The 24,489-nt window shown below is 65.6% G+C and carries 22 protein-coding genes; 8 read left to right on the top strand and 14 right to left on the bottom strand.

Features of this window, described 5'->3' with window-relative positions; translation table 11 throughout:
• Positions 1-4 precede the first annotated feature (4 nt).
• A complete protein-coding gene (locus tag ACQ4LY_RS14965) occupies positions 5-850 on the bottom strand; it encodes a class I SAM-dependent methyltransferase (RefSeq protein ID WP_431072735.1) in 846 nt (281 codons plus the stop codon).
• Positions 851-1,427: 577 nt separating this feature from the next.
• Between ACQ4LY_RS14965 and ACQ4LY_RS14960 the strand changes: the two genes are divergently transcribed.
• The gene (locus ACQ4LY_RS14960; protein WP_431072733.1) at positions 1,428-1,586 is read left to right on the top strand and encodes a hypothetical protein; all 159 of its coding nucleotides are present in this window, start codon (positions 1,428-1,430) and stop codon (positions 1,584-1,586) included.
• Positions 1,587-1,839: 253 nt separating this feature from the next.
• Here the strand turns inward: ACQ4LY_RS14960 and ACQ4LY_RS14955 are convergent, their stop codons facing one another.
• A complete protein-coding gene (locus ACQ4LY_RS14955) occupies positions 1,840-2,880 on the bottom strand; it encodes a phospholipase D-like domain-containing protein (protein ID WP_431072731.1) in 1,041 nt (346 codons plus the stop codon).
• Positions 2,881-2,984: 104 nt separating this feature from the next.
• Between ACQ4LY_RS14955 and ACQ4LY_RS14950 the strand changes: the two genes are divergently transcribed.
• The 3 genes from ACQ4LY_RS14950 (at position 2,985) to ACQ4LY_RS14940 (ending at position 8,036) form a co-directional block, all read left to right on the top strand.
• A complete protein-coding gene (locus tag ACQ4LY_RS14950) occupies positions 2,985-4,493 on the top strand; it encodes a PIN-like domain-containing protein (protein WP_431072729.1) in 1,509 nt (502 codons plus the stop codon).
• A 317-nt stretch (positions 4,494-4,810) separates the two neighbouring features.
• Complete coding sequence (locus ACQ4LY_RS14945; RefSeq protein WP_431072727.1) at positions 4,811-6,124, top strand: FRG domain-containing protein; 1,314 nt, start codon at positions 4,811-4,813, stop codon at positions 6,122-6,124.
• Between the two features lie 526 nt (positions 6,125-6,650).
• Positions 6,651-8,036, top strand: a complete 1,386-nt coding sequence (locus tag ACQ4LY_RS14940) for a hypothetical protein (RefSeq protein WP_431072725.1) — start codon at positions 6,651-6,653, stop codon at positions 8,034-8,036.
• A 42-nt stretch (positions 8,037-8,078) separates the two neighbouring features.
• Here ACQ4LY_RS14940 and ACQ4LY_RS14935 read toward each other — a convergent pair whose 3' ends face one another.
• A complete protein-coding gene (locus ACQ4LY_RS14935) occupies positions 8,079-9,059 on the bottom strand; it encodes a hypothetical protein (protein WP_431072723.1) in 981 nt (326 codons plus the stop codon).
• Between the two features lie 123 nt (positions 9,060-9,182).
• On the opposite strand from ACQ4LY_RS14935, the gene ACQ4LY_RS14930 reads away from it, so the two are divergent.
• Both ACQ4LY_RS14930 and ACQ4LY_RS14925 read left to right on the top strand, forming a co-directional pair.
• Positions 9,183-10,394: an ImmA/IrrE family metallo-endopeptidase gene (locus tag ACQ4LY_RS14930; RefSeq protein ID WP_431072721.1), complete on the top strand. Its 1,212-nt coding sequence runs from the start codon at positions 9,183-9,185 to the stop codon at positions 10,392-10,394.
• The gene (locus tag ACQ4LY_RS14925; protein WP_431072719.1) at positions 10,391-10,837 is read left to right on the top strand and encodes a hypothetical protein; all 447 of its coding nucleotides are present in this window, start codon (positions 10,391-10,393) and stop codon (positions 10,835-10,837) included. Before ACQ4LY_RS14930 ends, ACQ4LY_RS14925 begins: the two co-directional genes overlap by 4 nt.
• Positions 10,838-11,245: 408 nt before the next feature.
• Here the strand turns inward: ACQ4LY_RS14925 and ACQ4LY_RS14920 are convergent, their stop codons facing one another.
• The 5 genes from ACQ4LY_RS14920 to ACQ4LY_RS14900 are packed head-to-tail and all read right to left on the bottom strand — an operon-like array spanning position 11,246 to position 14,152.
• On the bottom strand, positions 11,246-12,379 hold the full coding sequence (locus tag ACQ4LY_RS14920; RefSeq protein WP_431072717.1) for a GNAT family N-acetyltransferase: 1,134 nt from the start codon (positions 12,377-12,379) through the stop codon (positions 11,246-11,248).
• The gene (locus ACQ4LY_RS14915; protein ID WP_431072715.1) at positions 12,376-12,867 is read right to left on the bottom strand and encodes an SRPBCC domain-containing protein; all 492 of its coding nucleotides are present in this window, start codon (positions 12,865-12,867) and stop codon (positions 12,376-12,378) included. Before ACQ4LY_RS14915 ends, ACQ4LY_RS14920 begins: the two co-directional genes overlap by 4 nt.
• Complete coding sequence (locus ACQ4LY_RS14910; protein ID WP_431072713.1) at positions 12,860-13,195, bottom strand: ArsR/SmtB family transcription factor; 336 nt, start codon at positions 13,193-13,195, stop codon at positions 12,860-12,862. The genes ACQ4LY_RS14915 and ACQ4LY_RS14910 overlap by 8 nt, the downstream gene beginning before the upstream one ends.
• A 27-nt stretch (positions 13,196-13,222) precedes the next feature.
• The gene (locus ACQ4LY_RS14905) at positions 13,223-13,768 is read right to left on the bottom strand and encodes a GNAT family N-acetyltransferase (protein WP_431072711.1); all 546 of its coding nucleotides are present in this window, start codon (positions 13,766-13,768) and stop codon (positions 13,223-13,225) included.
• A 15-nt stretch (positions 13,769-13,783) separates the two neighbouring features.
• The gene (locus ACQ4LY_RS14900) at positions 13,784-14,152 is read right to left on the bottom strand and encodes a VOC family protein (RefSeq protein ID WP_056307742.1); all 369 of its coding nucleotides are present in this window, start codon (positions 14,150-14,152) and stop codon (positions 13,784-13,786) included.
• Positions 14,153-14,247: 95 nt separating this feature from the next.
• On the opposite strand from ACQ4LY_RS14900, the gene ACQ4LY_RS14895 reads away from it, so the two are divergent.
• Both ACQ4LY_RS14895 and ACQ4LY_RS14890 read left to right on the top strand, forming a co-directional pair.
• Entirely contained in the window at positions 14,248-15,573 is a 1,326-nt protein-coding gene (locus tag ACQ4LY_RS14895) for an MFS transporter (protein WP_431072708.1), read from the top strand.
• A 20-nt stretch (positions 15,574-15,593) separates the two neighbouring features.
• Positions 15,594-16,019 (top strand): GNAT family N-acetyltransferase, encoded by a 426-nt coding sequence (locus ACQ4LY_RS14890; protein WP_431072706.1) that lies wholly within the window; start codon positions 15,594-15,596, stop codon positions 16,017-16,019.
• 24 nt (positions 16,020-16,043) lie between these two features.
• On the opposite strand, the gene ACQ4LY_RS14885 is transcribed toward ACQ4LY_RS14890, so the two are convergent.
• The 6 genes from ACQ4LY_RS14885 to polA all read right to left on the bottom strand — a co-directional run bounded on the left by ACQ4LY_RS14885 (position 16,044) and on the right by polA (position 24,447).
• Positions 16,044-16,784: a formylglycine-generating enzyme family protein gene (locus ACQ4LY_RS14885; protein ID WP_431075694.1), complete on the bottom strand. Its 741-nt coding sequence runs from the start codon at positions 16,782-16,784 to the stop codon at positions 16,044-16,046.
• 11 nt (positions 16,785-16,795) lie between these two features.
• The gene (locus ACQ4LY_RS14880; RefSeq protein ID WP_431075693.1) at positions 16,796-17,545 is read right to left on the bottom strand and encodes an SGNH/GDSL hydrolase family protein; all 750 of its coding nucleotides are present in this window, start codon (positions 17,543-17,545) and stop codon (positions 16,796-16,798) included.
• Positions 17,546-17,592: 47 nt separating this feature from the next.
• Positions 17,593-18,945, bottom strand: coding sequence for an MFS transporter (locus ACQ4LY_RS14875; protein WP_431072704.1), 1,353 nt, complete (start codon positions 18,943-18,945; stop codon positions 17,593-17,595).
• 42 nt (positions 18,946-18,987) lie between these two features.
• The gene (locus ACQ4LY_RS14870) at positions 18,988-20,022 is read right to left on the bottom strand and encodes an LLM class flavin-dependent oxidoreductase (protein ID WP_431072702.1); all 1,035 of its coding nucleotides are present in this window, start codon (positions 20,020-20,022) and stop codon (positions 18,988-18,990) included.
• Between the two features lie 53 nt (positions 20,023-20,075).
• Positions 20,076-21,752 carry a DUF885 domain-containing protein gene (locus tag ACQ4LY_RS14865; RefSeq protein ID WP_431072700.1) on the bottom strand — a complete coding sequence of 559 codons (1,677 nt, stop codon included), beginning with the start codon at positions 21,750-21,752 and terminating at the stop codon, positions 20,076-20,078.
• A gap of 61 nt (positions 21,753-21,813) precedes the next feature.
• A complete protein-coding gene (gene polA, locus ACQ4LY_RS14860; RefSeq protein ID WP_431072698.1) occupies positions 21,814-24,447 on the bottom strand; it encodes a DNA polymerase I in 2,634 nt (877 codons plus the stop codon).
• Positions 24,448-24,489 lie beyond the last annotated feature (42 nt).

The following is a 24,489-nucleotide window of genomic DNA, read 5'->3' as shown; positions in this document are numbered from 1 at the left end:
GTCGTCAGTCCTTGTGCGCGACGATCGTGAAGGTGCAGGGGATGAGGTTGCGCTCGGCCTCGGGCCAGGCGTAGCCGCGTGGGACCTCGACCATTCGAGGGCTGAACCGCCAGGGGAGTGTGCGCCCCTCATCGAAATGGACCAGGCGAAGCCCGGCACGGAGCAGCGCACCGAGGATCTCGGAGAGCGGATGCGGCCACTCGTAGGTCCGGGCATGCGCGACTTTCCCGTCTCCGGCGTATGTGGATTCGTCATCCCACTGCTGTGCGCGACCGTCGCCGAAATAGGGATACGTCGTGGCGAGTCCCTCCGCATCTTCGTCGAGGGCGAGAAGTGCGGGGTGACCGTCCCTGATGAAGAACGTTCCGCCAGGACGCAGCAGCGCGACGATCTGAGCGGCCCAGCGATCGAGATCCCGCAGCCAGCAGATCGTGCCGATGCTCGTGTACACGACGTCGAAGTCACCAGGCACCGCGTTCCTGGCATCGAGGACGTCGGTGTGGATCCACGTCGCTGCGACTCCGGTGCGCTCGGCGAGAGTCGTTGCGACGCGCAGCGCGGGCTCTGAGAAGTCCACACCTGTCACACGCGCGCCGGCACGCGCCAGCGAGATCGTGTCCGTGCCGATGTGACACTGCAGGTGACACAGGTCGAGTCCTGACAGGCTTCCGTCGGTGACGAAGCGCTCGAGCACCGACAGGTCGTCGCTGACGACGTCGCTGAGATGGTTCGGGTCATCGAACGCATCCAGTCCGTAGGCGGCTTCATGCAGGGGCACGCGGTCGTCCCAGTTCTGGAGGTTCGCGGTGCGTGCAGCTTCCCAGTCGATCTCGACGTTGCTTCCGTTCACGGCTAGAGCCTACCGACAGCCCCGATCGCTATGTTCGGATTAATGCCGATAATGCACATTATGTCAGCTCCTAATTCCCCTATTCGCAGTTCCTGCGTTTAGGTGCAGTCCTGATACGGAGTGCGCGACGCCACTGAAACTCCCCGGCCTGGGCATTTTCAAAACCCCTGGTGTTGGCGACCCCTCGACCGCGAGGTTGCTCGCACCTCACCATGCATCGAAGAGTTCTTCCGTCTGGCCTGGCAAAAAATGCTTGTGAACTGCAGAATCTGCGCGTAATCTGCAAATTATGCAGACACGAGTGGCCCGGTGAGTGAGCGCGGCGGTCGGCTCAGCTTCCTCCCCACCAGGACCGGCGAGCTCGAAGCGGATGATTTCTTCAGCTACTTGTTGACCGGTTGGAAGCGAGCAGGCGCAGCTAGGAACTTCGACAGAGAGACGGTCGCGCGGCGTACTCGCGTTATCCAACGATTCGCCGACTTCTGTGGCAAGTATCCGTGGGAGTGGGAATCGACGGACGCAGATGAGTGGTTCGAGCATCTGCGCGACGTCAGGCTCACCGCAAAGTCAACGCGCCGTGCTTATCCCGTGGGTGCGGTTCGGACCGGAAGCCATTCGCGCCGATGCCAAGCTCGCCCGCTCCACGCCGACCGCCGCAGGGATCGTGTTCCGGGCAGGCGACCAAACGTTCCGCTGCTGGGTGTGGGGCAACGCCGTGACCGTCGATGAGGCGTAGGCAAGAACGTCGTCATCAGGTCGCGGCCGCGGCTCAGCAGATCACCTTGGAGCACCAGCCCTGGTCCGAAGGGATCAGGATCCTGAAGAGATGACGAGCTGCACCGAGACAGCGACGGCCAGGAGCACCGCGATCCCCACCGCAGCGAACCGCCAACGGAGTCTCGCCGTGGCGCCCTGAGCGGCTGAGGCCGTGCGCGGCGGTCGGAACGCGTTGAAGATGTAGATCGGCGAGGTCGGATGACACTCTCGGGCTAGTTGAGTGCCGAGGTGAGTCCGGCCAGGCCGTCCAGGAACGTCGAGCGGGCCGGCTCTGCTCGCCATTCGTCAAGAGTGAGTTCTCGGCCAGCGTTCCGATAGTCCTGCTCCACTTCGCGCATCGCCGCGACGAAAGCTGGGCTCCTCACCATGAGTGAGATCTCAGCGTTCAGGCTGAAAGATCGGATGTCCATGTTGCTTGAGCCGATGACAGCGATGTCGCTATCCACAGAGAAGTGCTTCGAGTGCAGGATGAACGGCGCCGGGTACAGGAAGATACGGACGCCGGCCTGGAGCAGCGTCTCATAGTAGGACCGTTGTGCGTGGTAGACGAGCGCCTGGTCACCGACCTCGGACACGAAGAGTTGTACGTCGAGCCCCCTCTGGCAAGCCGAGGTGATTGCGTACACCATGGCTTCGTCCGGCACGAAGTACGGGCTGGTGAGAATCACCCGCTCGGTGGCGTTCGAGATGAGCGAGAGGAAGAGGCGCAGGTTGTTCTCGGACTCGTACGCAGGCCCCGAGGGCACCAGCTGGCAGGTCGCATCGCCGGCTGACTGGTCGATCTCGGTCACGCGGATGTGTTCGATTGCAGAGAGATCCTCTCCGGTCTCGATGAGCCAGTCAGAGAGGAAGACGACGTTGATAGCAGCTACCACCGGGCCCTGCAGCTCCGCGACAAGCTCCTGCCACATCAGACCACGCTCGATGTTCTTCGGAGAGTTGTAGTCCCGCGAGATGAGGTTCTGCGACCCCACGAACGCAGCAGTCCCGTCGACGACGACGAGCTTGCGGTGGTTCCGCAGATCCGGACGCTGGTAGTTGCCCTTGAATGGCTGCACCGGCAGCATGTACGACCAGTTCACACCGATCCGGTCGAGCTCTGCCATCGTCTGGTCTGAGTTCGCGATCTTGCGCGTGGCAATGTAGTCCGCAAGGAGGCGCACCGTAACCCCGCGCTGGACGGCGCGCTCCATCGCCGCGAAGAACCCACGCGTGGTGTCGTCCCACGCGACGATGTAGAACTCGACGTGCACCCACTGTGTCGCCGTGTCGACCCCCGCCGTCATCGCGTCTATGGACGCCTGGTAGTCCGCGATGAGCGGCCCTCCGGTAGGTTAACTTCGACACTGGAGGCTCCGTGAGAGACGTATTCCCCGCGTACTACAAGCCCACCAAGGACGAGATGTCCGATTTGTGGGAGAACGCGCTCGTTGTGCTCGACACCAACGCGCTCCTCAACCTGTTCCGTTACACAAACTCCACTCGCGAAGCATTCCTCAAGGTGCTGTCCGCGAAGCGAGAACGCCTCTGGCTGCCTCACCAGGTTGGTCTCGAATTTCACCGCAACCGCCTCGGAGTGATTGATGCGCAGTCGAGCGCGTTCAACGACCTCATCACCAAAGCGAATGCGGCCCTCGCCAGCGTAACGAACGACGTCGGGAAGCTGCGGAACCACCCAACACTGAACCTCGATGATCTGCGGTCAACCGTGTCCGAGGCCGTAGCCACCATCGAGAGTAAGATCGAGGCAACGCGCGAGAAGTATCAGACTGACGTCCTCGACGCTGCTCGCCACGACGAGACCACCGATGTCATCACCGATCTCTACGCCGGTCGAGTAGGGGCACCCTACGATGACGACAAGAGCCTCGAGATATTCAAGGCAGGCACAGATAGATACGACCGGGAGATCCCGCCCGGCTATAAGGACGCGAAGAAGCCGGAACCGGACCGTTTCGGCGACCTCATACTCTGGTTCCAGATCCTGGACAAAGCCGAGGCGGATTCTGCCGCGGTGATCTTCGTGGGCGACGACCAGAAGGAAGACTGGTGGCGCGAGTTCAAAGGCAAGAAGATCGGACCGCGCGTCGAGCTCATCGATGAATTTCGGAAGCGCAGCGGGAAGCGCATCTACTTCCTGACGCCGTACGCGCTCATGGAACTGGCGAGGGAGTACGACGACGACTCCATCACCTCGGACGCGGTGCAAGAAGTCGCGGAGGTCTCAAAGGCTCAATCTCGGGTGAACGAGTACTTCCACGGTAGCCCGATTACGCCGATTTCCCATGACGAAGAAGATTTCGGCTCCCTCGGCACCTCGGAGCTCGAATTGGCAATCCGCCGACTCACACTTGCGCGGGATCGAGAAGAAGCCTTGCTACGGACACGACTCGCCACCATGAGAGAGCTGGATGCTCAAGGAGAGGTTGAAAGCGACGCCTACATGCAGACCCAACGACTACTGAATCGCCACCGAGCTCATGTCGCGGGGTTCAGCAACGCTTTGAAAGAGGCCCAGTGGGAACACATGCAACGTCGACGAGCGCACGCCGAAGCTTCCTGGAGCAACACTGTCATCACGACGGACCAGATTGAGATGGCGCGAGTGCTTCTGGAGCGCAGCGTTCTTGTCCCGCCTTCGGGAGCAGCGACCTGGAAGGATACCTCTGAGCTTGAGATCGCCGAGATCCTGGAACGGGTCAAGGCCGGTGTGGCGCCTCCCTCGTTCTCCGAGGTCCTTCAAACGCTCGGGGACCTTTACGGGCAGCGTCGGCCCAACTTTGCGTGGGACGACGTCCGCCCTGGGGATCGGATCGACGACACGGCCCTTCCCGTGTTCACCGAGTGGCTCCGGACAAATGAATGAACATCGCTTTCCAACTACCGGATCCTTCGACCGGATCCTTTAGTTCTCGTATTGATGATCCGGGGCGCAGTGTTGACGGCTACCTCTCGACAGAGAACAGCTGCTGAACAACGACGGCGCCGGGCGCATCGATGCCTTCGCACTCGGATCCAACCACCAGGTTCACGGCGGTTGCCGACGACATAGAGGCCCATGACTTCGGCATCGAATGCGGAGGCCTCGAGGCCAATCACGATGGACCGCAGAGTCGGTGCTCTGACTCATCCGTTGCGAGCGCGTACTGATGCTCCTGACCCCAAGCGCAGTAGCATGGTCGCGTGACGGATGACTCCAACGAGCCTGTAGCGACGCCCCGACTTCCTGAACCGCCTGAGGCTGTAGCCGACGCCCTCCGGCTCCTCTCCGAACGTGCCGCCGCCGCAGCGGCACGGAGCAACCCCGGGGCCGCCTTCAAAGACTCCCCCGCCATCGAGAATCTGCTTCGTCGTATCGCGGCGCAGTACCCACAAGCGCTGCAAGAGCAGATAGCGAGCCTCGTCGCGCCCGCACGCGCGGACTGGAGCCGCAAGGCCATCATCGACGCGCGATTGCAACGGAGTTTGCCGGAGCTACTGAAGTTCTCCGCTCAAGCTGCTGCGAGTTCGACGTCCGATCCGAAGCTCTATCCAGAGCGGGAGCTCGACGACGCCGACAAAGCGACTGCGCCCGCGCCGCGAAAGCGCAATAGCCCCGCCGCCTTCTTCGGAAAGCACGCGGTGACCGTCAACAGCATCGACGAGTACCTGCAGGTAATCGCAACCATCCAGTCCAACTACAGCGGGTACCGACTGGTGTGGAGAGGGCAGCAAGACGTCGAGTGGCCAGTCCAGAGTTCTTTGCACCGGCATCTGATTGAGAAGGAGAAGGTTTCCGCGACAGAGGAGAACCTCGTCGACTACGAAAAGCGAGCGTTCGGCTCAGCCGCACAGTGGGGAATCTCTACCGCCCCGGGGATGGGGTTCCTATCTTCGTTGCAGCACAACGGCGCACCGACGCGACTTCTCGATATCAGTCGCGACCCGAACGTCGCGAGTTGGTTCGCGGTCGAATGGGACAAGTCCCTCGAGTCGAAGGCGGCCCGTGTCATCGTCTGGGCCTTGGATCAGAACGACCGGGACCTGCCTACTGACAGCCCGGACTTGTTCTGGCATGAATGGACCACGGAGTCGCTTCGACGAGAGTTTGACTGGGGCACCGGCACGTCGATGTGGCCCTGGTTCCCCCCGGCCGCCGGCAACGAGCGCATGCGCGCTCAGAGAGCGGGCTTCTTGCTCGGCGCCTCGAGTATCGTGACGAAACCGGTGGCGGATCTGTACTCGGAGTACTTCGACGAGGATTGGAACACCACCGAGATCGCCAACGCTACGTCGTTCCTGGGCGTGCCGGTGCCGCATGACCGCCGACCTGGCGACGCCCCCGACATCCCCCTGGATCTGCGCTCATACGTCCCGTTCGTCACGATTCACATTCCGGCGAGGGTCAAGCGCAAACTGCGAATCCACCTAGAGGAGACGGCCGGTTTGAACGCGGCGGCGATCTACCCCGACCTGGCGGGTCTCATTCGTGAGCTGAGGACACCGCCACGCGCGTGAGTTCCGGTCGCGGAGCCGCCCGGGTACACCGGATGGCCCCGTGAGCCTGGGCAGTCGCCGGTGGAGTCACTACAGATGCCACCCGGCATCCGACGGAAGCACGACACAGTTGATGTTGGTGGAGGTCATTGAGGCGAAGGATCGGGGGCACGTCGCACACGACTATTTCCGGGAACGGTACGAATCCTTCCAGAACGTAGCCACCGAGCCCTAACTGATGCGCAGAGTCGAGGCGATTTCCGTGCGGACGCCTCCTCAACGTCCGCCGGCGCCGTCATCGCGGCCTCGTGCGACGAACTTCAGATGCGGTGGATGTATGACACAGAAGTCGACGTGCGAGGCCACGTGACCTACCTGCTCAGCTCCCTCGGCATCGTCGATAGTGGCACCATCTCACCTGAAGGGGTTCCGTACGGCTCCATTGCGCCGCAACCTCGACTCCATAACCACCACACCGCAACGACGGGTCAGTGTTGCATGGACACACCACCTGCCACACGAGTTGCGGGCAGGCCAGAATGGGCAAGTGATCGAACGCGCCCCTGCTCTCCTCCCCCGCACGACTTTCATCCTCGGGGCGGGGTTCTCCAAAGCTGTGTCGGCGACGATGCCAATTACGGATGAGCTCGGACGGCACGCGATCTCATCCTTGTCCTGGGCGGATGGCGGTGACATCCCCGCGTTCTCGAATGAAGGGATTACGTTCGAAAGCTGGCTGACGTGGTTGTCGGAACGCCAGCCCTACCTCAGCGAAGCCGAGCACCTGCGGGACCGGGCCCGGTTCGCGGAACTGTCCGGGGCGTTGGCGGCTGTCCTCCGCACCGCGCAACAACCGGTCACCGCTTCCGGGGGGCCTGGATGGTTGGCACAGTTTGTCGACACCGCGCACTGGATGCAGAGCGACATCGTCACCTTGAACTACGACACGATTATCGAAGAGACCATTCGCGGGGGTGTCCGTTTCGACGGTGACACCGCCGTCCTTGTCGACGACGTCGTGACTGGAATCCCGAACTCGAGAGGCGTGTTCCAAGGGAAAGCAACGGGGTTCGTTGACCGTGACACTCTTCGGTTGCACAAACTGCACGGGTCCGTGGATTGGTTCAGTGTCCCCGGGGATGTGACAGGGATGACGCTAGACCGGATCGAGGTCGACACCGCCACTCCCTCCCGCGCGCACCAGGCGATGGTAGGAGGACGGGAGGTATTCATCGTCCCACCCACATCTTCGAAAGGCGGCTACTTCGACAACCCGCGCACCCGGTTCGTATGGCAGCAGGCGCGGGAGGCGCTGGTTACCGCGGAGCGGGTCGTTCTCGCCGGTTACTCCCTCCCCCTCACTGACACCGCCCTCGCCCGGCTACTAACCACCACCCTCGCCACGGGCGTGCAGGAGATCGTTGTGGTCAACCCAGACGGAGATGGGGTGCGTGACAGGGTGCGCGCGCTCGGCGTCGACAGCTCCCGCATTCGAGTCGTAGACGGGATGGACGGGGTGGAACGATTCGTGGCCGCGGAGATTGCAGCGCTTAGCGCGGCACTAGCGAAAGGCCTGCACCGGGAGGCGTCTGAGAACCCAACTCGGCCAGTCGCGGTCGGGTGGCATGACCGGTGGGGTGCGGTAACCGACGTGCACCGTGACTCGGACGGATCAATCACCCTCACCATCGACGACGCCACTCGGCCGCTCAACTTCGTTCGTCACCCGGAGGCCACTGACCCCGCCCCTGACTGGTCCCGCCCGACCGTGACCCTCGGCGAGGTCGTCGGCGACACAGCGCCAGAACGGCTCGTCGTGCGTTGGGGTGAGCGCATCTGGCCCATCGCAGCACGCATGCTGCCCTCGTACCCGTTCGACGAGGACTGGGTGCTCCTGCGACCCGCGGGCGCGCACCCGAACCCGCACGCATAACGAACATCCGCCAAACCTTGGCACGTTGAGCCAGCGGAGTGGCTACTCCTCGACGTCTTCGCTCTCCAGCTCGATCTCGACAGGGATGTCCGCGAATTCGGACAGTTCGTCGTCCTCGAGCTCCAGCCCGCACACGTTGCATTCGAACGCGAACGGGTAGGCGGTCACCTCCCGGTACCTCCGACCTTCGTCGAACAGGTCCGGCTCCACCGGGCCACGCTCCACCGTGCACAGCAGCCAACCCTGCTGCTCGCACGCCGGGCACGCGTGGGGCTCCTCCCGCTCGGTGAACGTTCGTTTCCTTCCCGACAGCGCCGCCAGATAGGCAGCTTGCGCCGCCTCCGGAAGCGCGCGAATCCGTGCTCGCAGAGCGGTGCGAGCACTGGCGAGCTTCGACGCGACAATTCGGGCCGTGTCTGAGCGGGCCCTGTCGACAAGCGCCGCCGCAGACGGCATCAGGTCTGCTCCCCAGAACGCATCCGCGTCCAGGTTCAGGAGCGGCAGGACACCGCCGACCAAGACGGCATGCTGGGTGACCGCTCGGCGCAGCTGCGTCGGGTCCACGATCCCGAGATGCGCGGCCGCGTTCCGTGCCGTCAACGCTTCCGGCTGACGGACATCCACCGGCAGCGCTGGGTGCAGGTGCTTCGCGAGCCGGTGCACCTCCAGCGCGGAGATCGACCGGAACCGCAACGGGTCTACCGCCGGAGCGGTCACTCCGGCCAGCAGTAACAGCGAATCCCTATCCCCCCGGTCCGCGAGAAGTGCCGGAGAGGTGTGGTGCACAAGCGCCTTCAGCAACAGCTCCGACGCCGTACCGACGGCCATCGCCGCGTGCAGCAGCTCGTCCCGATCCGAGGACACGTATTGACGGACCGCGGTACGCGACTGCGCCCGAGCAGAGAACGCCAGTGCCTGCCGCAGACGGCCTACACCGACCCAACTGTTACCCAACGGCCACACCGCATCTGGTCCCGGTGCCAGGGGGTAGCTGCGCCCCCAGTCGTCAATCGTTCTGGCCACCGTCCGATTCAACCGCAATCGGGAGCCACCGGCCAGGACGGACACGTCGCTGACACCCCCTGTTTGCGATTACCCGCCCCTGTGATGCAATGCCCGCGCGGCCTCTCGACGCTGCGCCCGGAGGTGTGGGAGGGTCGCAGTACACCTGCAGCTGAGGGGGGGTCCCAGGTGGACGTGCTGATTGGTGGCGCTCGGGTAAGCGCGGATGATGCCGTGTTCGTCGAGCTGCTGGACAATTCGGTCGTGAACGCCCGAGCAGCGTACCGCCGCGCCCTCGCCACGGGTGAGATCCTCTACCGAGATCTGCTGTCACTCGCCCGCACTGCCCACATCCCTCACCCTCTGTTTTTTGCCGCGCCGGACGTCGTCCACGCGCAAGTGCAGATGAAAACGGAAAAACTCCTTCAGGGCGTCTCACCCGACACGTTCACGGTCAACACCCGGTCGATGGTGAAACTGCGGGACGTGGAACTCATCGTGAAAGACCTGCTCCGCAAGCAGCAGTTTGCGCGCGACCATGACCCGACACTCACCCGCAACAAGGTCCTCGGTGTCCTCCGCCGCCCCCGCCCCACCGTGCAGGAAGACGCCGCGGTCCTCGCCGAAACCCTCGGATGGACACCAGGCATGCTGACCGCCACCCGCACGAAGGATGCGGCCCTGCGGGCACTCGTCGACCGTATCGAAGCGAACCAGATCCTCGTATCCCAGAGCGTCCGCGGGGTGATGCCGCAGCTGCTGACCGTGAAGTTCAGCGGAATGACAGTCCGGGACACAAGAGTGCCGTTCATCTTCCTCGCCGGCGGCGACCACGGCGACGCCCAGGAACCGACCGGACGGCAGATCTTCACCCTCACACTGATGACAGTCCTCATCGCCCGCGGGATCTTCGCGCCCGTCACCTACGACGCCCTCAGCACCGCCCCCGACTCCCGGTACGAATACGACATCGCCGGGGAGCTCCTCATGCCCACCGCCGACATCAACGGCCTGCCCCTGGACGCCCTCGGGGAGGTGCGCGCGGCGGCCGATATGTTCAAGGTCACGCCCAGTGCGCTCACGGTGCGGGCGATGCGCGCAGGCCTCATCCCCCGCGATGTCGCCCTCGATTGGTTGGAAGTTCTCTCGGCGGAGTTCCGCTCACGCCCGAAACCGCGACCCAGGTCCCCGAAACCCGTCACCGCGATCCGGAAATACAGCGGCCGCTCCCTCACCACACGAATGCTGCGCGCCGTGGACGAGAACCGCCTGTCCGCCCGCGAGTTCTGCCGGGTCGTGGGACTGAACATCATCGACCCCACCGGGATCCCAGAGCTCCGGGCGGCTCTGCGATGAATGAGGACATGTACCTGCTAGACACCAACGTCCTCTCCCACTTGTCCGAAACCCACCGCAGCTCAGCCTTTTTCCTCACCCGGTGCCGTGTCCCGTCCGACGTCTTGTACGAGGCACGCTGGCACCCGCCCGCGGAGTACGAAGTGGAGTATCTGACCACCGCACGGGTCCTCACCCACCTGCAGCGGGTGATGCTGTGCGTCCCTGTCGGGGACCCCACCTTGGTGAATCTGTACGCGAACAAGGGCACTGCCGATCCGATGCTCGTCGCATGCGCCTTGGATGCGACCGAAGACTCGAGCGCCGTGCTGTTCGGCCCCGAATGGGTGATCGTGTCCAATGACATCGCCGTCCGGCGCACCGCCGCCCATTTTCACATCCGAACCCTTGCCCGGGAAGAATTCCTCGCACACGTCCAGGACAGCTGGCACGACGCCTCCTAGTCTCACCCCGGACATCCCACGACGTCAGGAGTGAGCAGTGCCTCCGACACCGCGTTCCGGTCCGAAAGCGCAATGCCCAACGCACGACCCCAACGAAGCTACTCATCGAACCCGGCTCACTTAGAGCTGCGTTGTTACACGGGCCGAAGGGTTTGACGTGGCGTAGCAGGCGGGGAACAACCCGGTTCTGAACGGAAGCTCCCGCCTTCGCGATGGCTCGGGTACTCACCTGTGCAACGCGGTCTAGCGCGTCTCTGATGAGTAGGTCTTCGGCAGCGTCATGCTGCCCACGCTCTGAGCCGGTCATGGCTGAGGCCGGTCGAATAGGTCTCGAAGTGATAAGGGAATTATCCAGTTAAATGGGAAAGGCGTCTCCCCGAAACGTCGCACGGCGGTCGCGAGTGAGGATCACCACGGCGTGCCATTGAGGTCGATGTCGCCCTGCGGCCACTGCTCCGCTCCAACACGCGGATTCGCGCCTGCGCAGAAGATGAGGATCGGCGCACCGGCAGACGTCACAGTCTCCTGCGCGTCGGTCATCGACACGTGACGCTCCACGGCGTTCACCCGTGACCAGCCGGTGCGCTCGTAGAACGACACGACTTCCTCGCGGCAGCCGAGGTAGCCGAACTCGACACGATCGTCGTCGCGCATCGCCTGCTGGGCGTGGGTCATCACCCGGCGGCCGGCTCCGCGGGAGCGCCAGTCCGGATGGACCAGGACTCCCCCGGTTCCGGCGACTGTGACCTCACGCTCGCCGACGCGGATGACGCGTCGCTGGAATCCGACGTGGGCGACGGCCACGTCGTTTTGGAAGATCATCGTGTGCACGTCCGCGGGAGAATAACCGTACGGACTGTCAGGATCCCACTCGCCGTGCGACTCCCGGTACTCGGAGTCGAAAAGGGCGCCCAGCGCAGCCGTCTGAGACTCCGACAGCGCGCCGTGTTCGACGGTGACGACGTGCTCAGCAGCGAGCGCCGGCTTGGGTCTCGGCGCCCTCACTGTCAGGATCGTTCGTCCATGTTCGCCGGTCGGAAGATCGTCGCCTGAATCCGCGAAACCGAGCTTCTCGAGGACGCGGCGCGAGGCGACATTCCAGTCCCACACGCTCGCCCACAGTCGTTCGTATCCCTCCGCGTCGGACCACGCGAGGACAGCTCGGGCGGCTTCCGTCGCGTAGCCGAGATTATGAACCCTGCTCAGAAGTTCGAAAGCGATCTCCGGCTCGTCCGCTGATCCTTTGCCTGCGAAGATGAGCCCGCAGTATCCGTACACCTCGCCAGTCGTCGCGTCCTGGACGGACAGGAGGTCGGAGCGTCGGTCTCGCTCCTCGGCGATGTGAGCCGCGATGTCGGAGACCGTCGGGTGACCAGTCGCATCGGGTCTGCGATGCGGCGGCACACGTTCGTCACGCTCTCTCCACAGCCGATGGAACACGTCGGCGTCCGCCACCACCTGCGGCCGGAGGGTCAGCCGATCCGTCCGCAGGGTCGTCTCCCCCAGCGCTCCTCGCGCGGGAGCCGAAGCGGTCGAGTTCACCTCGTCAACCCGGATTCAGCGAGGTCGGCCAGGGCCGACGTCACAGAGCCCCACCCCTCGAAGAAGCCGAGATCCTCGTGCAGGTTGCGTGCGGCGGGATCGCCATGTCGAACGACCACACGGTACATCGTGCCCTCGGCATGCTCGTCGAGCGTGATCTCCGCAGTCATCGAGACGGGTTCTGGCTTCGCCGGCCGCCAGGAACTGTCGATGACGTTGGTGAACACGAGTCGCCGCTCGGGCTCCGCGACCAGGAAGATTCCATCCGTATGCGGGGTGTACTCCCCCTCTTCCTCTCGCATGCTGGTGACGAAACCGCCGCCGGGCTGTACCTCCAGACGGTCGACACGTGCCTGCATGGGGGCGGGAACCCACCACTGGGCGAGAAGCTCCGGGTTCGTCCATGCCCGCCACACCGATGATGGCGACGCCCGGATCATCCTCTCGAGAGTCAGGTCGAGTCGCGGGTCGAGAGTGGTGTCAGTCATCGGTCTCCTCCAGATCGGTCACCAGGGATTCGAGGCGGTCCGTCCGGTCCCGCCAGAGGTGACGCTGTTCGTCGAGCCAGTCGCTGACGACGGCGAGACGATCGTGGTCGAGTGTGCAGGTGCGCACGCGTCCGCTCTTCGAGGTGCGGATGAGTCCACTGCCCTCCAGTGCGCGAATGTGCTTCATGAACGACGGCAATGTGATCGCGAAGGGTCGGGCGAGCTCCCCCACGCTCGCGGGGCCACGCCCGAGTGAGCGGATGACCTCGCGTCGGGTCGGGTCGGCGAGAGCAAGGAACACCTCGTTCGCGCCGTCATGGTTTGCCATAAGGCTAAGTATTTCTGACGCAGAAAGTTAGTGCAAGGGCACAGTGTGGGCAGGTCTCACCATGCAGACGAGTCGGTCGCGCTCATCCCACGACTTCACACGTACGAACCCACGGGATTCGTACAACCTGATCGCCGGAGCCCGCCAGTCCCAGACCGACAGGTGCACGCGCCCGTGCGTCAACGCCAACGCCGCGTCCAGCAATGCGGATCCGAGTCCACGCCCTCGCAGATCCGGATCTGCCCAGAGGCGCTTGATCTCGGACTCTCCCCCGTTAGTCCGGATGATCACGACCCCGACAGGCCGTCGCTCGATCATGGCGAGCAGCGTGGTGCAGTCGGCGTAGGAGGCGCCCGGATCGGCCACCTCCCGCTCGTATCGTGGCGGCAGCGCCGTGATCGACGCAGGCGGCGCGGCCCGTCCGTGCTCGTGCTTCTCCGATTCCGTCTGCAGTAGATAGGTGCGGACGAGCGCACTCACCGCAGCCGTATCGGCTTCGTCCCACCGCGATTCCCGAACATGGATCGACAGCCGTGATTCGCTGGACGACGAGTGCAGATGCGGCGAGCTCACACCCCTATTCTGCCCTCACTGGGCTGCCCAGACTCCCAACTCGTTGCCGCTCGGATCCACGAAGTGCAATCGTCGACCGCCCGGGAAGTCGTACGGCCCCTGCGTCACTGCGCCACCGGCTTCCGCTATCGCGGCGTGGGTGGCGTCCAGGTCATCGGAGTACAGGAGCACGAGCGGACCGCCCGCGGGGCGCGCCTGGTCGGACAGCAGAAGGCCGCCCACCTCAGACCCGTCTCCGGTCGGGGAGGCGATGCCCGCGTAGGCGGGACCGTAGTCGACGAAGACCCATCCGAACGTGTCGCCGTAGAAGCGCTTCGCGGTCTCGAGATCGTTCACGACGAGCTCGACGTAGTTGATCGAGTGGTGCACGGGTTCAGGTGTCATGCGGCCACGGTAGCGACAGCATCCGACATGCGGAAGAGGATGCCGCGGCGCTGCGCGCGAGCGGCAGGGTCGCACACGAGGAGTAGCGTGGAAGGGTGCAACAGGTTCCCCGCTCCCCCGTGACCGCCCCGGGGTGGAGGGCCTGGCTCATCTGGGGCGTGGGCGTCGCCGCCTATGTCCTCGCGATCACGAACCGCACCTCGCTGGGCGCCGTCGGAGTCGAAGCAGCCGACCGTTTCCAGGCCGATGCCTCCACGCTCGCACTGTTCGCCGTGGTGCAGCTCGCGGTCTACGGGGGCATGCAGATCCCGATCGGGATCCTTCTCGACCGGTTCGGGTCGCGCCCCATCATGACGATCGGCATGCTGCTCATGGCGGCGGGCCAGCTCACCATGGCCCTCTCCCCCAGCATCGGGATCGCGGTGTTCGCCCGCATCCTGCTCGGCGCGGGCGATGCGGCGATCTTCCCTGCGGTGCTGCGCCTCGTCGCGACGTGGTTCCCCGCGCAGCGAGGTCCGATCATGGTGCAGTTCACCGGCATCATCGGACAGGGCGGACAGCTCATCGCGCTCGTTCCGCTGGCCGCTCTCCTGCACGCGACGACCTGGACGATCACGTTCGGCAGCATCGCAGGACTCGGCGTGCTCTTCACGATCCTCGTCGCGCTCCTCATCCGCAACCATCCGGTCGAACGCGGCGCAGATGTGTCGGTCGACACCGACACGGGCGTGATCCGGGTCGTCACCTCGGCGATCGACACGGGGGTCGGCATCCGTGCGGCATGGGCCCACCCGGGCACGCGACTCGCCTTCTGGTCTCATTTCACGACGCCGTTCGCCGGCACCGCCTTCATCCTGCTGTGGGGAATGCCGTTCCTCACAGCCGCTCAGGGGCTCGACACCGCCCACGCCGCCGGGATCATCTCGGTCTACGTGGTCGCGGGCATGGCACTCGGCCCGATCATCGGCGACCTCTCGAGACGCCTTCCCCACCAGCGCTCGGTCGCGCTCGTGCTCCCGGCGGTCGGAGTGCAGCTGGTGACGTGGGTCGCCGTCCTCGCCATGCCGGAACCCGCGCCGATCTGGCTTCTCTACGTGCTCGCAGTGGCTCTCGCCACGGGTGGCCCCGCGAGCATGATCGCCTTCGACCACGCCCGCACGCACAATCCGTCGCACCGTCTGAGCACGGCGACAGGGGTGACCAACGCCGGTGGCTTCATCGCCGCGCTCATCGCGATCTGGCTGATCGGCCTCGCACTCGACATCCAGGGCGCCGGGACACCCGAGACCTACTCGTTCGAGGCGTTCCGCATCGCATTCCTGATGCCGATCCCGCTCTGGATACTCGGCGTGACGTTCATCGTGATCGAACGCAAGCGCACCCGCATTCGAATGGGACTGGATCCCGAGAAGCGACGCTGACAGCTCTTAGGATGAAGCGCATGCCCTCAGCTTTCACGTTCTCCGCCGATCCTGCTCTCATCGACCGCGACCTGGTTCACCACTGGCTCAGCGTCGAGTCGTACTGGGCTCAGGGGCGAACCAGAGAGACGCAGGATGCCGCGATCGACGCATCGAGGAACTATTCGGTGCGCGATTCCGATGGCCGGCAGGTCGCGTACGCCCGCGTAGTCACCGACGGGGTGACCTTCGCGTGGCTGTGTGACGTGTTCGTGGATGAAGATGCTCGTGGCAAGGGGATCGGGCGGATGGTCGTCGAGGGCGTGATCCAGGACCTGCAGGATTCCTCGACGGTGAAGAGGATCGTGCTCGCCACGAGCACCGCAGACGGACTGTACGCGCAGTACGGGTTCGCCGAGTCTCCGGGCCCGAACCGCTACATGATCAAGCAGATGCCGCGCGGCTGAGGGCCATCGGCCTCAACGCACAGCTCAGCGCCCAGGACGTCGCAGCGGTGTCCAGCCGAACGGCACAGGGCCGTCGAACGCGGCCCGTTCCCGATCCGCGCGGTCCGACCACCCCTGCGCCTCGCCAGGCGTCTCGAAGGCGCCGCGGGCTACGCGGAGCCCGACGTCCTCGTGATGCATCCGCGGGGCTCCCCCGCGTCGCACGGACGCACGGACGCTCCATGAGTCGTCTGCGAAGCCGCCTCCGCGGAACACCCGGTAGTCGTCGTACCGGGCGGGATCGAGCAGATCCCAGCACCACTCCCACACGTTGCCGAGAGTGTCGAACAGGCCGTGCAGGTTGGGCAGCTTTCCCCCGACGTCCTGAGGTGTCGAGAGCCCGTCGGCGCTCGTCCAGGCCGCGTCTGCCAGTGGCGCATAGTGCGGCCCGCTCGAACCGGCTCTGCAGGCATACTCCCATTCGGCCTCGGTCGGAAGTCGGTAGCCGTCGCCCGTGACGTCCCACGTGACGTCTTGTCCGTCAAACCGATATACCGGATCGAGCCCTTCCCACTCCGATGCCGCATTGCAGAAGTGCACCGCACGGAGCCAGCTCAGATCTGCGGCCGGTCGTCGGGGGTGTCTCGAGGGGATCGGCAGCACCTCGGCGAGCTGCTCCTCGGTGATCGGGAACACGCCGATCTCGAAATCCTCGACGTCCACCATGCGCTCGACCTTGCGTCGCGCGTCGTGCAAGGTCACCGTGCCTGCACCGATGCGGCGCATCTCGATGTCGGTCACGCCTGAGGCACTCTCTCGACCCACTCCGGGTACTTCGCGGCTCGGCCGTCACCGGATGACGTGCGTGTGACGCGCCGCCTCACCCAGGGCCCGACGAACTCCCGGTAGTACGCGATACCGGCCGGTCCCCCCGCAGTGAGCGACGTCGGCGACCACCAGGTCGACGGAGGCTCGAAGCCTAGACCGTGGAGAACGCGAGCGGCGACCCGATGATGACCGGCTGCGTTCATGTGCAGCCGATCCTCCGACCAGTACTTCGCTCCGGCGAGCTCGCGGTCGGGCCAGTTGAGCGCTCGCACCACGTCATCGCGCCCCTCGACCCTGCGCAGCACGGCGTCGGAGAGCTGGTCGCCGCGGCGCTGCACGAGTGAGCCCATCGGCAGCTGGCCGCTCGGGTTCGCGCCCGACAGCAGGATCAGCGTGACGCCCTCTTCATCGCACCGTCGGAGCACCCGGCTGAACGCGTCGGCGATGTGCTCGAGGTCTGTGCGCGGACGCAGCATGTCGTTGCCGCCGCCATTGAAGGAGAGGTGCGTGGGTCGAAGAGCGAGTGCCGGTTCGAGCTGCTGCTCGACGATGGGCCAGGCGAGCTTGCCGCGGATCGCGAGGTTCGCGTAGTTGATCGAGTGCCCCGCGGCATCCGCCCACCCCTGGGCGACCAGGTCGGCCCAGCCTCGCTCTCGTCCGTCCGGCAGCACATCACCCACTCCCTCGGTGAAGGAATCGCCGATGGCCACATAGCGCACGTCTGTCACCACGACAGCCTATTCCTGCTCGCCGACAGGCGGCTTCATCAGCGGTCGTCGAGTGCGACTCCCCCGCGGTCGACGAGGCCCCACGCGGCGGCGGCGGCGGCCACGAAACAGGCCCCGAACACGACGAACAGCACAGGGGCTCCTCCGGCGACGAGGATGACGGGCACGGCCAGAGGGGCGACGATCGATGCGATGCGCCCCACGCCCGCCGCCCAGCCCGCACCCGTGCCTCGGAGCGACGTCGGGTAGATCTCGGGAGTGACGGCGTAGAGGGCACCCCACGCCCCGAGGTTGAAGAACGAGAGCGCCATGCCGGAGACGATGATCGCGACTTCGGTGGTCGATGTGCCGAAGAAGACGGCCGAGACCGCGGAGCCGATCAGGAACACCGACAGGGTGATCCGGCGTCCCCAGACTTCGATCAACCAGGCGGCCACGGCGTAGCCGGGCAGCTGCGCGAGCGTGATGATCAGCGTGAACCCGAAGGAGCGGACGAGATCGAACCCCGCATCGACGAGAATGCTGGGGATCCAGATGAACGCCCCGTAGTATGCGAAGTTCACGCACAGCCAGACGATCCAGAGGCACACCGTGCGGACGCGGAACTCCGCATTCCAGAGCGTCGTGAGGCGTGCCCGGGTGGTGATCGCCATCGCACGCGATACCGGCTCTCGTCTGATGGCGGGCCCGGGTTCGACGCCGGCATCGGCCTCGAACGTCGAGACGATGCGGTCGGCCTCGGCGATGCGCCCGCGGGACGCGAGCCACCGCGGCGACTCGGGGAGCCCCCAGCGGACGATCAGCGCGTAGACGGCGGGGATCGCGCCGAGCGCGAAGGCCCAGCGCCATCCGTTGTCGGATGCAGGGATGACGAAGAAGCCGATGAGCGCCGCGGCTGTCCACCCCAGGGCCCAGAACGCCTCGAGGATCACGATGAGGCGCCCGCGGATCCGCGCGGGAGCGAATTCGCTCACATATGTGGAGGCCACGGGAAGCTCGGCGCCGAGCCCGAGCCCGACGAGGAATCGCAGCACCAGAAGCGCGGCCAGTCCGCCGACGAGGGCACTCGCTCCCGTGGCGATTCCGTAGATGAGGAGTGTGAGCGCGAAGACCTGGCGTCGTCCCAGCCGGTCGGCGAGGAGGCCTCCGAGGGTCGCACCGAGTGCCATGCCGATGAATCCGACGGATGCGATCCACCCGGCGTCCGTCTTCGTGAGGCCCCACTGCTGAGTCAGCGCGGCGAGGATGAACGAGATGAGGCCGACATCCATCGCATCGAGCGCCCAGCCGACGCCGGAGCCGGTGAGGAGCCGCAGATGGCGACGCGTGAACGGAAGGTCGTCGAGACGACCGGCGATCGATGCCCGGCTCGGCAGCTCGGTGTTGGCCATTCCTACATCGTAGGGGCGTGCACCGGCTGCCGAGCCTGGAGGTCAGTCTCGGTCGGCGAGCAACCGGCGCACGCGCGGGATGACCTCGGAGCCGTAGAGCTCGACGCTGCGCATCATCGCCTCGTGCGACAGAGTGCCCGTCGCGTACTTCATGTCGAAACGGCCGAGACCCAGTGTCGTGACGGTGTCGGCGATCTTCGCGGCGACGCGATCGGGCGAACCGACGTACAGTGCGCCGGCTGGTCCGATGTCGTTCTGGAACCGCGCACGGCTGTAGGGAGGCCACCCGCGCTCGCGTCCGATCGTGTTGTTCATCGCCTCGAAACCGGAGTATGCGGCTTCCCATGCCTCGTCGTCGGTGTCGGCGATGTGCCCCGGCGAGTGCACGGCGATCGGGTGCGATGTCGTACCGAACGAGGTCACCGACCGATGGTAGAGGTCGACGAACTGCCGGAACCGCCCGGCCGGCCCTCCGATGATGGCGAGCATCAGACCGAGCCCGTGCCTGGCGACGCGCACGACCGATTCGGGGCTGCCACCGACGCCGACCCAGGTCCGCAGGCCGTTCTCGCTCTTGGGGAACACGTTCGCGTTCTCGAGCGAGGCGCGCATGGTTCCCGACCACGTCACCGGCTCCTCCTTGAGCAGCTCGACGAACAGCTCGAGCTTCTGCTCGAACAGCGCGTCGTAGTCGCGCAGGTCGTAGCCGAACAGGGGGAACGATTCGATGAACGATCCGCGGCCGAGTACGACCTCGGCCCGCCCGTTCGAAAGCGCGTCGAGGGTCGAGAACCGCTCGAACACGCGCACCGGGTCGTCCGAGGACAGCACGGTCACCGCGGTGCCGAGACGGATGTCCTTCGTGCGTCCGGCGATGGTGGCCAGCACCATCTCGGGGGCCGAGACGGCGAACTCGGTGCGGTGGTGCTCCCCCACCCCGAAGAAGTCGACGCCGACGCGGTCGGCCATCTCCGCCTGCTCGACGATGTTGCGGATCGTCTGCGCTCCCGTGAGGAGCTCGCCGTCGGCGCCTCTCGTGATGTCGCCGAAGGTGTCCAGCCCGAACTCGATGCTCATGTCAGCCCTTTCTATTCAACTGAATGAACACAAGGCGGGGTGGACGCATTCCCTCACCGTGCGAGAAGAGCTGTCCGAAGCGTGTCCAGGCCGACTCCGCCCATGTCGAGCGCCCTCTTGTGGAACTCCTTGACGTCGAAGTCCGCTCCGTGTTCCGCCTGATAGGCGTCGCGAACCTGCTCCCAGATGCGCTGACCGACCTTGTACGAGGGGGCCTGCCCGGGCCAGCCCAGGTAGCGGTTGACCTCGAACTGCACGAACTGGTCGGACATGTTCACGTTCTTGCGCATGAACTGGAGTGCGTAGTCGGCGTCCCAGGTGCCCTGGCCGTCGAGACGGGGCTTGCCGAGGTGCACGCCGATGTCGAGCACGACGCGGGCCGCGCGCATCCGCTGCCCGTCGAGCATGCCGAGTCGATCAGCGGGATCGTCGAGGTAGCCGAGCTGCTGCATCAGACGCTCGGCGTAGAGCGCCCAGCCCTCGGCGTGGCCGGACGTGCCGGCGAGCAGGCGCCGCCATGAGTTCAGCTCAGCCCGGTTGTATACCGCCTGGGCGATCTGCAGGTGATGGCCCGGAACGCCCTCATGGTAGACGGTCGTGAGCTCGCGCCAGGTGTCGAACTCGGTGACGCCCTCCGGTACGGACCACCACATGCGCCCGGGGCGCGAGAAGTCGTCGGTCGGCCCCGTGTAGTAGATGCCACCTTCCTGCGTCGGGGCGATCATGCACTCGAGCGTCCGGATGGCCTCGGGGATGTCGAAGTGCGTCGCGCCGAGCTCGGCGACCGCTCGATCACTCGTCTCCTGCATCCACCGCTGCAGCGCCTCTGTGCCCACGAGCTTGCGTGCAGGATCTGCCTCGAGATGGGCGACGGCCTCTTCGACGGACGACCCGGGGAGGATCTCGTTCGCGATCGCCGTCTGCTCGGCGACCATGCGCGCGAGCTCTTCACGACCCCACTCGTAGGTCTCGTCGAGATCGATCGTCGCGCCGAGGAAGCGGCGCGAGTTCAGGGCGTAGAGCTCGCGGCCCACGGCGTCGACCTCGGTCGCGGCAGGAGCCAGCTCCTCCGCGAGGAAGCTCCGCAGCTCGTCATAGGCCACACGGGCCGCCGCGGAGTTGTCGGCCAGGGTGCGGGCGAGGGATGCCGGGAGGTTGCCCTCCTGGGGCGCGGCGTCCGCGACGAACGCGGCGAAGAATCCGTCGTCGGCCGTGTAGCGATCGATCTGCGTGGCGACCTCGACGACCTGGCGACGTGCGGGCGTGACGCCAGAGGCGATACCGGCCCGCAACGTCTCGGTGTAACCGCGGAGTGCATCGGGCACGGCAGCGAGTCGAGTGGCGATGACCGACCAGTCGTCGGCGGTCGCGGTGGGCATGAGATCGAACGCCGAGCGGACGTCCTGCGCCGCCGAGGCGATCACGTTGAGATCGCGGAGGTGCCACCTCGCGTCGTGCAGCTCGAGATCGAGACTGAGCTCCGCCGAGAGGTCGGTCTTGGTCACCTCGTCGATCGCGTCGACCGGTTCGAGCACGTCGAGCTTCGCGAGCGTCGCACGGGTCGCTGACGCGATCTCCTCGTGACCGGCGGGGCTCAGGTCGCCGAACCGATCGTTGACTTCGTCTCGACCGATGTAGGTGCCGAGCGTCGGAGCGAGTACTGCGATGGTGTCGACCCATTCATCGGCGACTTTGTCGATGGCAGACGGGGTGCGAGGAGATGAGGTCATCCCTCCAGCGTAGCCCCGCACCCTCGGCGCACGACATCGGTCTGGCGTGCGTCGCCGACGGTCAGTGTGCGGCCTCGTTCCAGTCCTGACCACGTCCGACCTGCACGTCGAGGGGCACGGTGAGATCGGCCGCGTCGCCCATTCGCGTGCGAACGATCCGCTCGGTCGCATCCCACTCCCCCGGAGCCACCTCGACCACGAGCTCGTCGTGGATCTGCAGAAGAGCGCGCGACGTGAGGCCCTCGGCGCGCAGATTCTCATGGATGTGCAGAAGGGCGATCTTCATGATGTCCGCGGCGCTTCCCTGGATCGGTGCGTTCAGCGCCGCACGTTCCGCGTTCTCGCGCAGCACGCGGTTCGGGCTCGCGAGGTCGGGGAACGGGCGACGGCGTCCGAAGATCGTCTCGGTGTAGCCGACCTCCTTGGCCTTCATCACCGACGCACGGAGATAGTCGCGAACCGCACCGAATCGCGCGAAGTACTCGACCATCAGCTGCTTCGCCTCGGACTGCTCGATGCGGAGCTGCTTCGACAGGCCGAACGCCGAGAGGCCGTATACGAGGCCATACGACATCGCCTTGACCTTGGTGCGCATGGCCGCGGTCACATCGCCGGGCTCGACTCCGAACACCCGAGCGCCGACGAATCGGTGCAGGTCCTCACCGCTGTTGAATGCCTCGATCAGGCCCTCATCGCCAGAGAGGTGCGCCATGATGCGCATCTCGATCTGGGAGTAGTCCGCCGTGAGCAGGGACTCGTAGCCGTCTCCGACCTGGAATGCACTGCGGATGCGGCGCGATTCCTCGGTGCGCACCGGGATGTTCTGCAGGTTCGGGTCGGTGCTCGAGAGCCGGCCGGTCTGGCTGCCCGTCTGCACGTAGGTGGTGTGCACTCGGTCGTCGGCGCCGATCGCCGTGTCGAGCGACTCGATGATCTGCCGCAGCTTCGTCGCCTCGCGGTGCTGGAGCAGGAGCCCGAGGAACGGATGGGGGTGCGACTCCTGCAGGTCGGCCAGCACCGCGGCATCTGTCGAGTACCCCGTCTTCGTCTTGCGGGTCTTCGGAAGCTGCAAGTCGTCGAAGAGCACCTCCTGCAGCTGCTTCGGCGAGCCGAGGTTGAACTCGCGGCCCACGATTCCGAACGCCTCCTGCGCGAGCCCCTCGGCGCGCGTGGCGAGCTCGCCTGAGAACGTGGAGAGCACCTCGTGCGACACGGCGACGCCGGCCACCTCCATGTCGGCGAGAGTCAGCAGCGTGGGAAGCTCGATGTCGGTGAGGACGGCGGCCACCGACTCGGGGATGTCCTCGCGCAGCGCAGTGGCCACGCGCAGGGCGAACCAGGCCTCCTGCGAGGGAGTGGCGCCTTCGGTCTCGGGGACCAGCTGAGACGGATCCGCCTCGGGGAGCTTCTCGCCGAGGTACCTCTCGACGAGGTCGCCGAGCGTCTTGTCGGGGAAGCTCGGGCGCAGCAGCCAGCCGGCGAGGCTGGTGTCGTACGCGAGTCCGTGCACGCGGACCCCCTGTCGCAGCAGCGCCTTGACCTGGGGCTTGGCGTCGTGAAGCACCTTCGGGCTCGTCGACTCGAACCACGGGCGCAGCACCTCGAGGGCGTCGTCGGTCCAGTCGAGTTCGCGCAGCTCCTTCTCGGTCGCGGCACCCACTCGCGTGGGAACCCCGCCCTGCACCAGGATCCGCACCGCGACATCGCCTGTCTGGGCATCGGCCCAGGTGACGAACTCGGCAGCAGTCATCTGAGCGGGCTCCGGCAGTACGACTGCGGCGGCCGGATCGTCCGCGACATCGCCGGCTCCGACGGCCTCGAACACGCGTGGCAGGAGCGTGCGGAACTCGAGACGGGCGAAGATGTCGCGGACTGCCTGAGCGTCGATCGGCGCCACCGCGAGGTCGTCGGGAGCGACGGGCAGCTCGACATCCGTCAGCAGTCGGTTGAGTCGACGGTTGCGCCGTACGTCTTCGATGTGGTCGCGGAGGTTTCCTCCCACCACGCCCTTGATCTCCTCGGCTCGCTCGAGCAGATCATCGAGGGACCCGAACTGCGTGAGCCACTTGACGGCGGTCTTCTCGCCGACCTTGGGCACACCGGGCAGGTTGTCGCTGGTCTCGCCCACGAGGGCGGCGATGTCGGGGTACTGCTCGGGACGCACTCCGTAGCGCTCCTGCACGGTCACCGGGTCGTAGCGCTTGAGCTGGGAGACTCCCTGCACCGAGGGGTAGAGCAGGGTCACATCATCGGTGACGAGCTGGATCGTGTCCCGGTCGCCGGAGACGACGAGGACGTCGTATCCCTGCTCAGCACCCTGGGTCGACAGGGTGGCGAGGATGTCGTCGGCCTCGAAGCCCTCTTTCGTGAGCACCGGGATCGACATCGCGGCGAGGCAGTCCTGCAGCAGCGGGATCTGGCCGCGGAACTCCTGGGGCGACTCCGACCGGGTCGCCTTGTACTCGGGATACTGGTCGGTGCGGAAAGAATGACGCGAGGTGTCGAATGCGATCGCCATATGCGTGGGCTGCTCGGCCTTGATGAGGTTCACCAGCATCGACAGGAAGCCGTAGATGGCGTTCGTGTGCTGGTTGTCCTTGGTCGTGAAGTTCTCGACCGGGAGGGCGAAGAAGGCACGGTAGGCGAGCGAATGGCCATCGACGACCATGAGGGTAGGCTTTGCGGAGTCCGTCACCCTGTCAGCCTAACGAGGACGACAGACACCCGCTGAGGAGGA

The organism is Microbacterium phyllosphaerae, from assembly GCF_050628115.1.
GTDB classification, from domain to species: Bacteria; Actinomycetota; Actinomycetes; order Actinomycetales; family Microbacteriaceae; genus Microbacterium; species Microbacterium phyllosphaerae_A.
The sequence above is the reverse complement of the archived record's forward strand: the minus strand, read 5'-3'. Positions and strand labels throughout refer to the sequence as shown.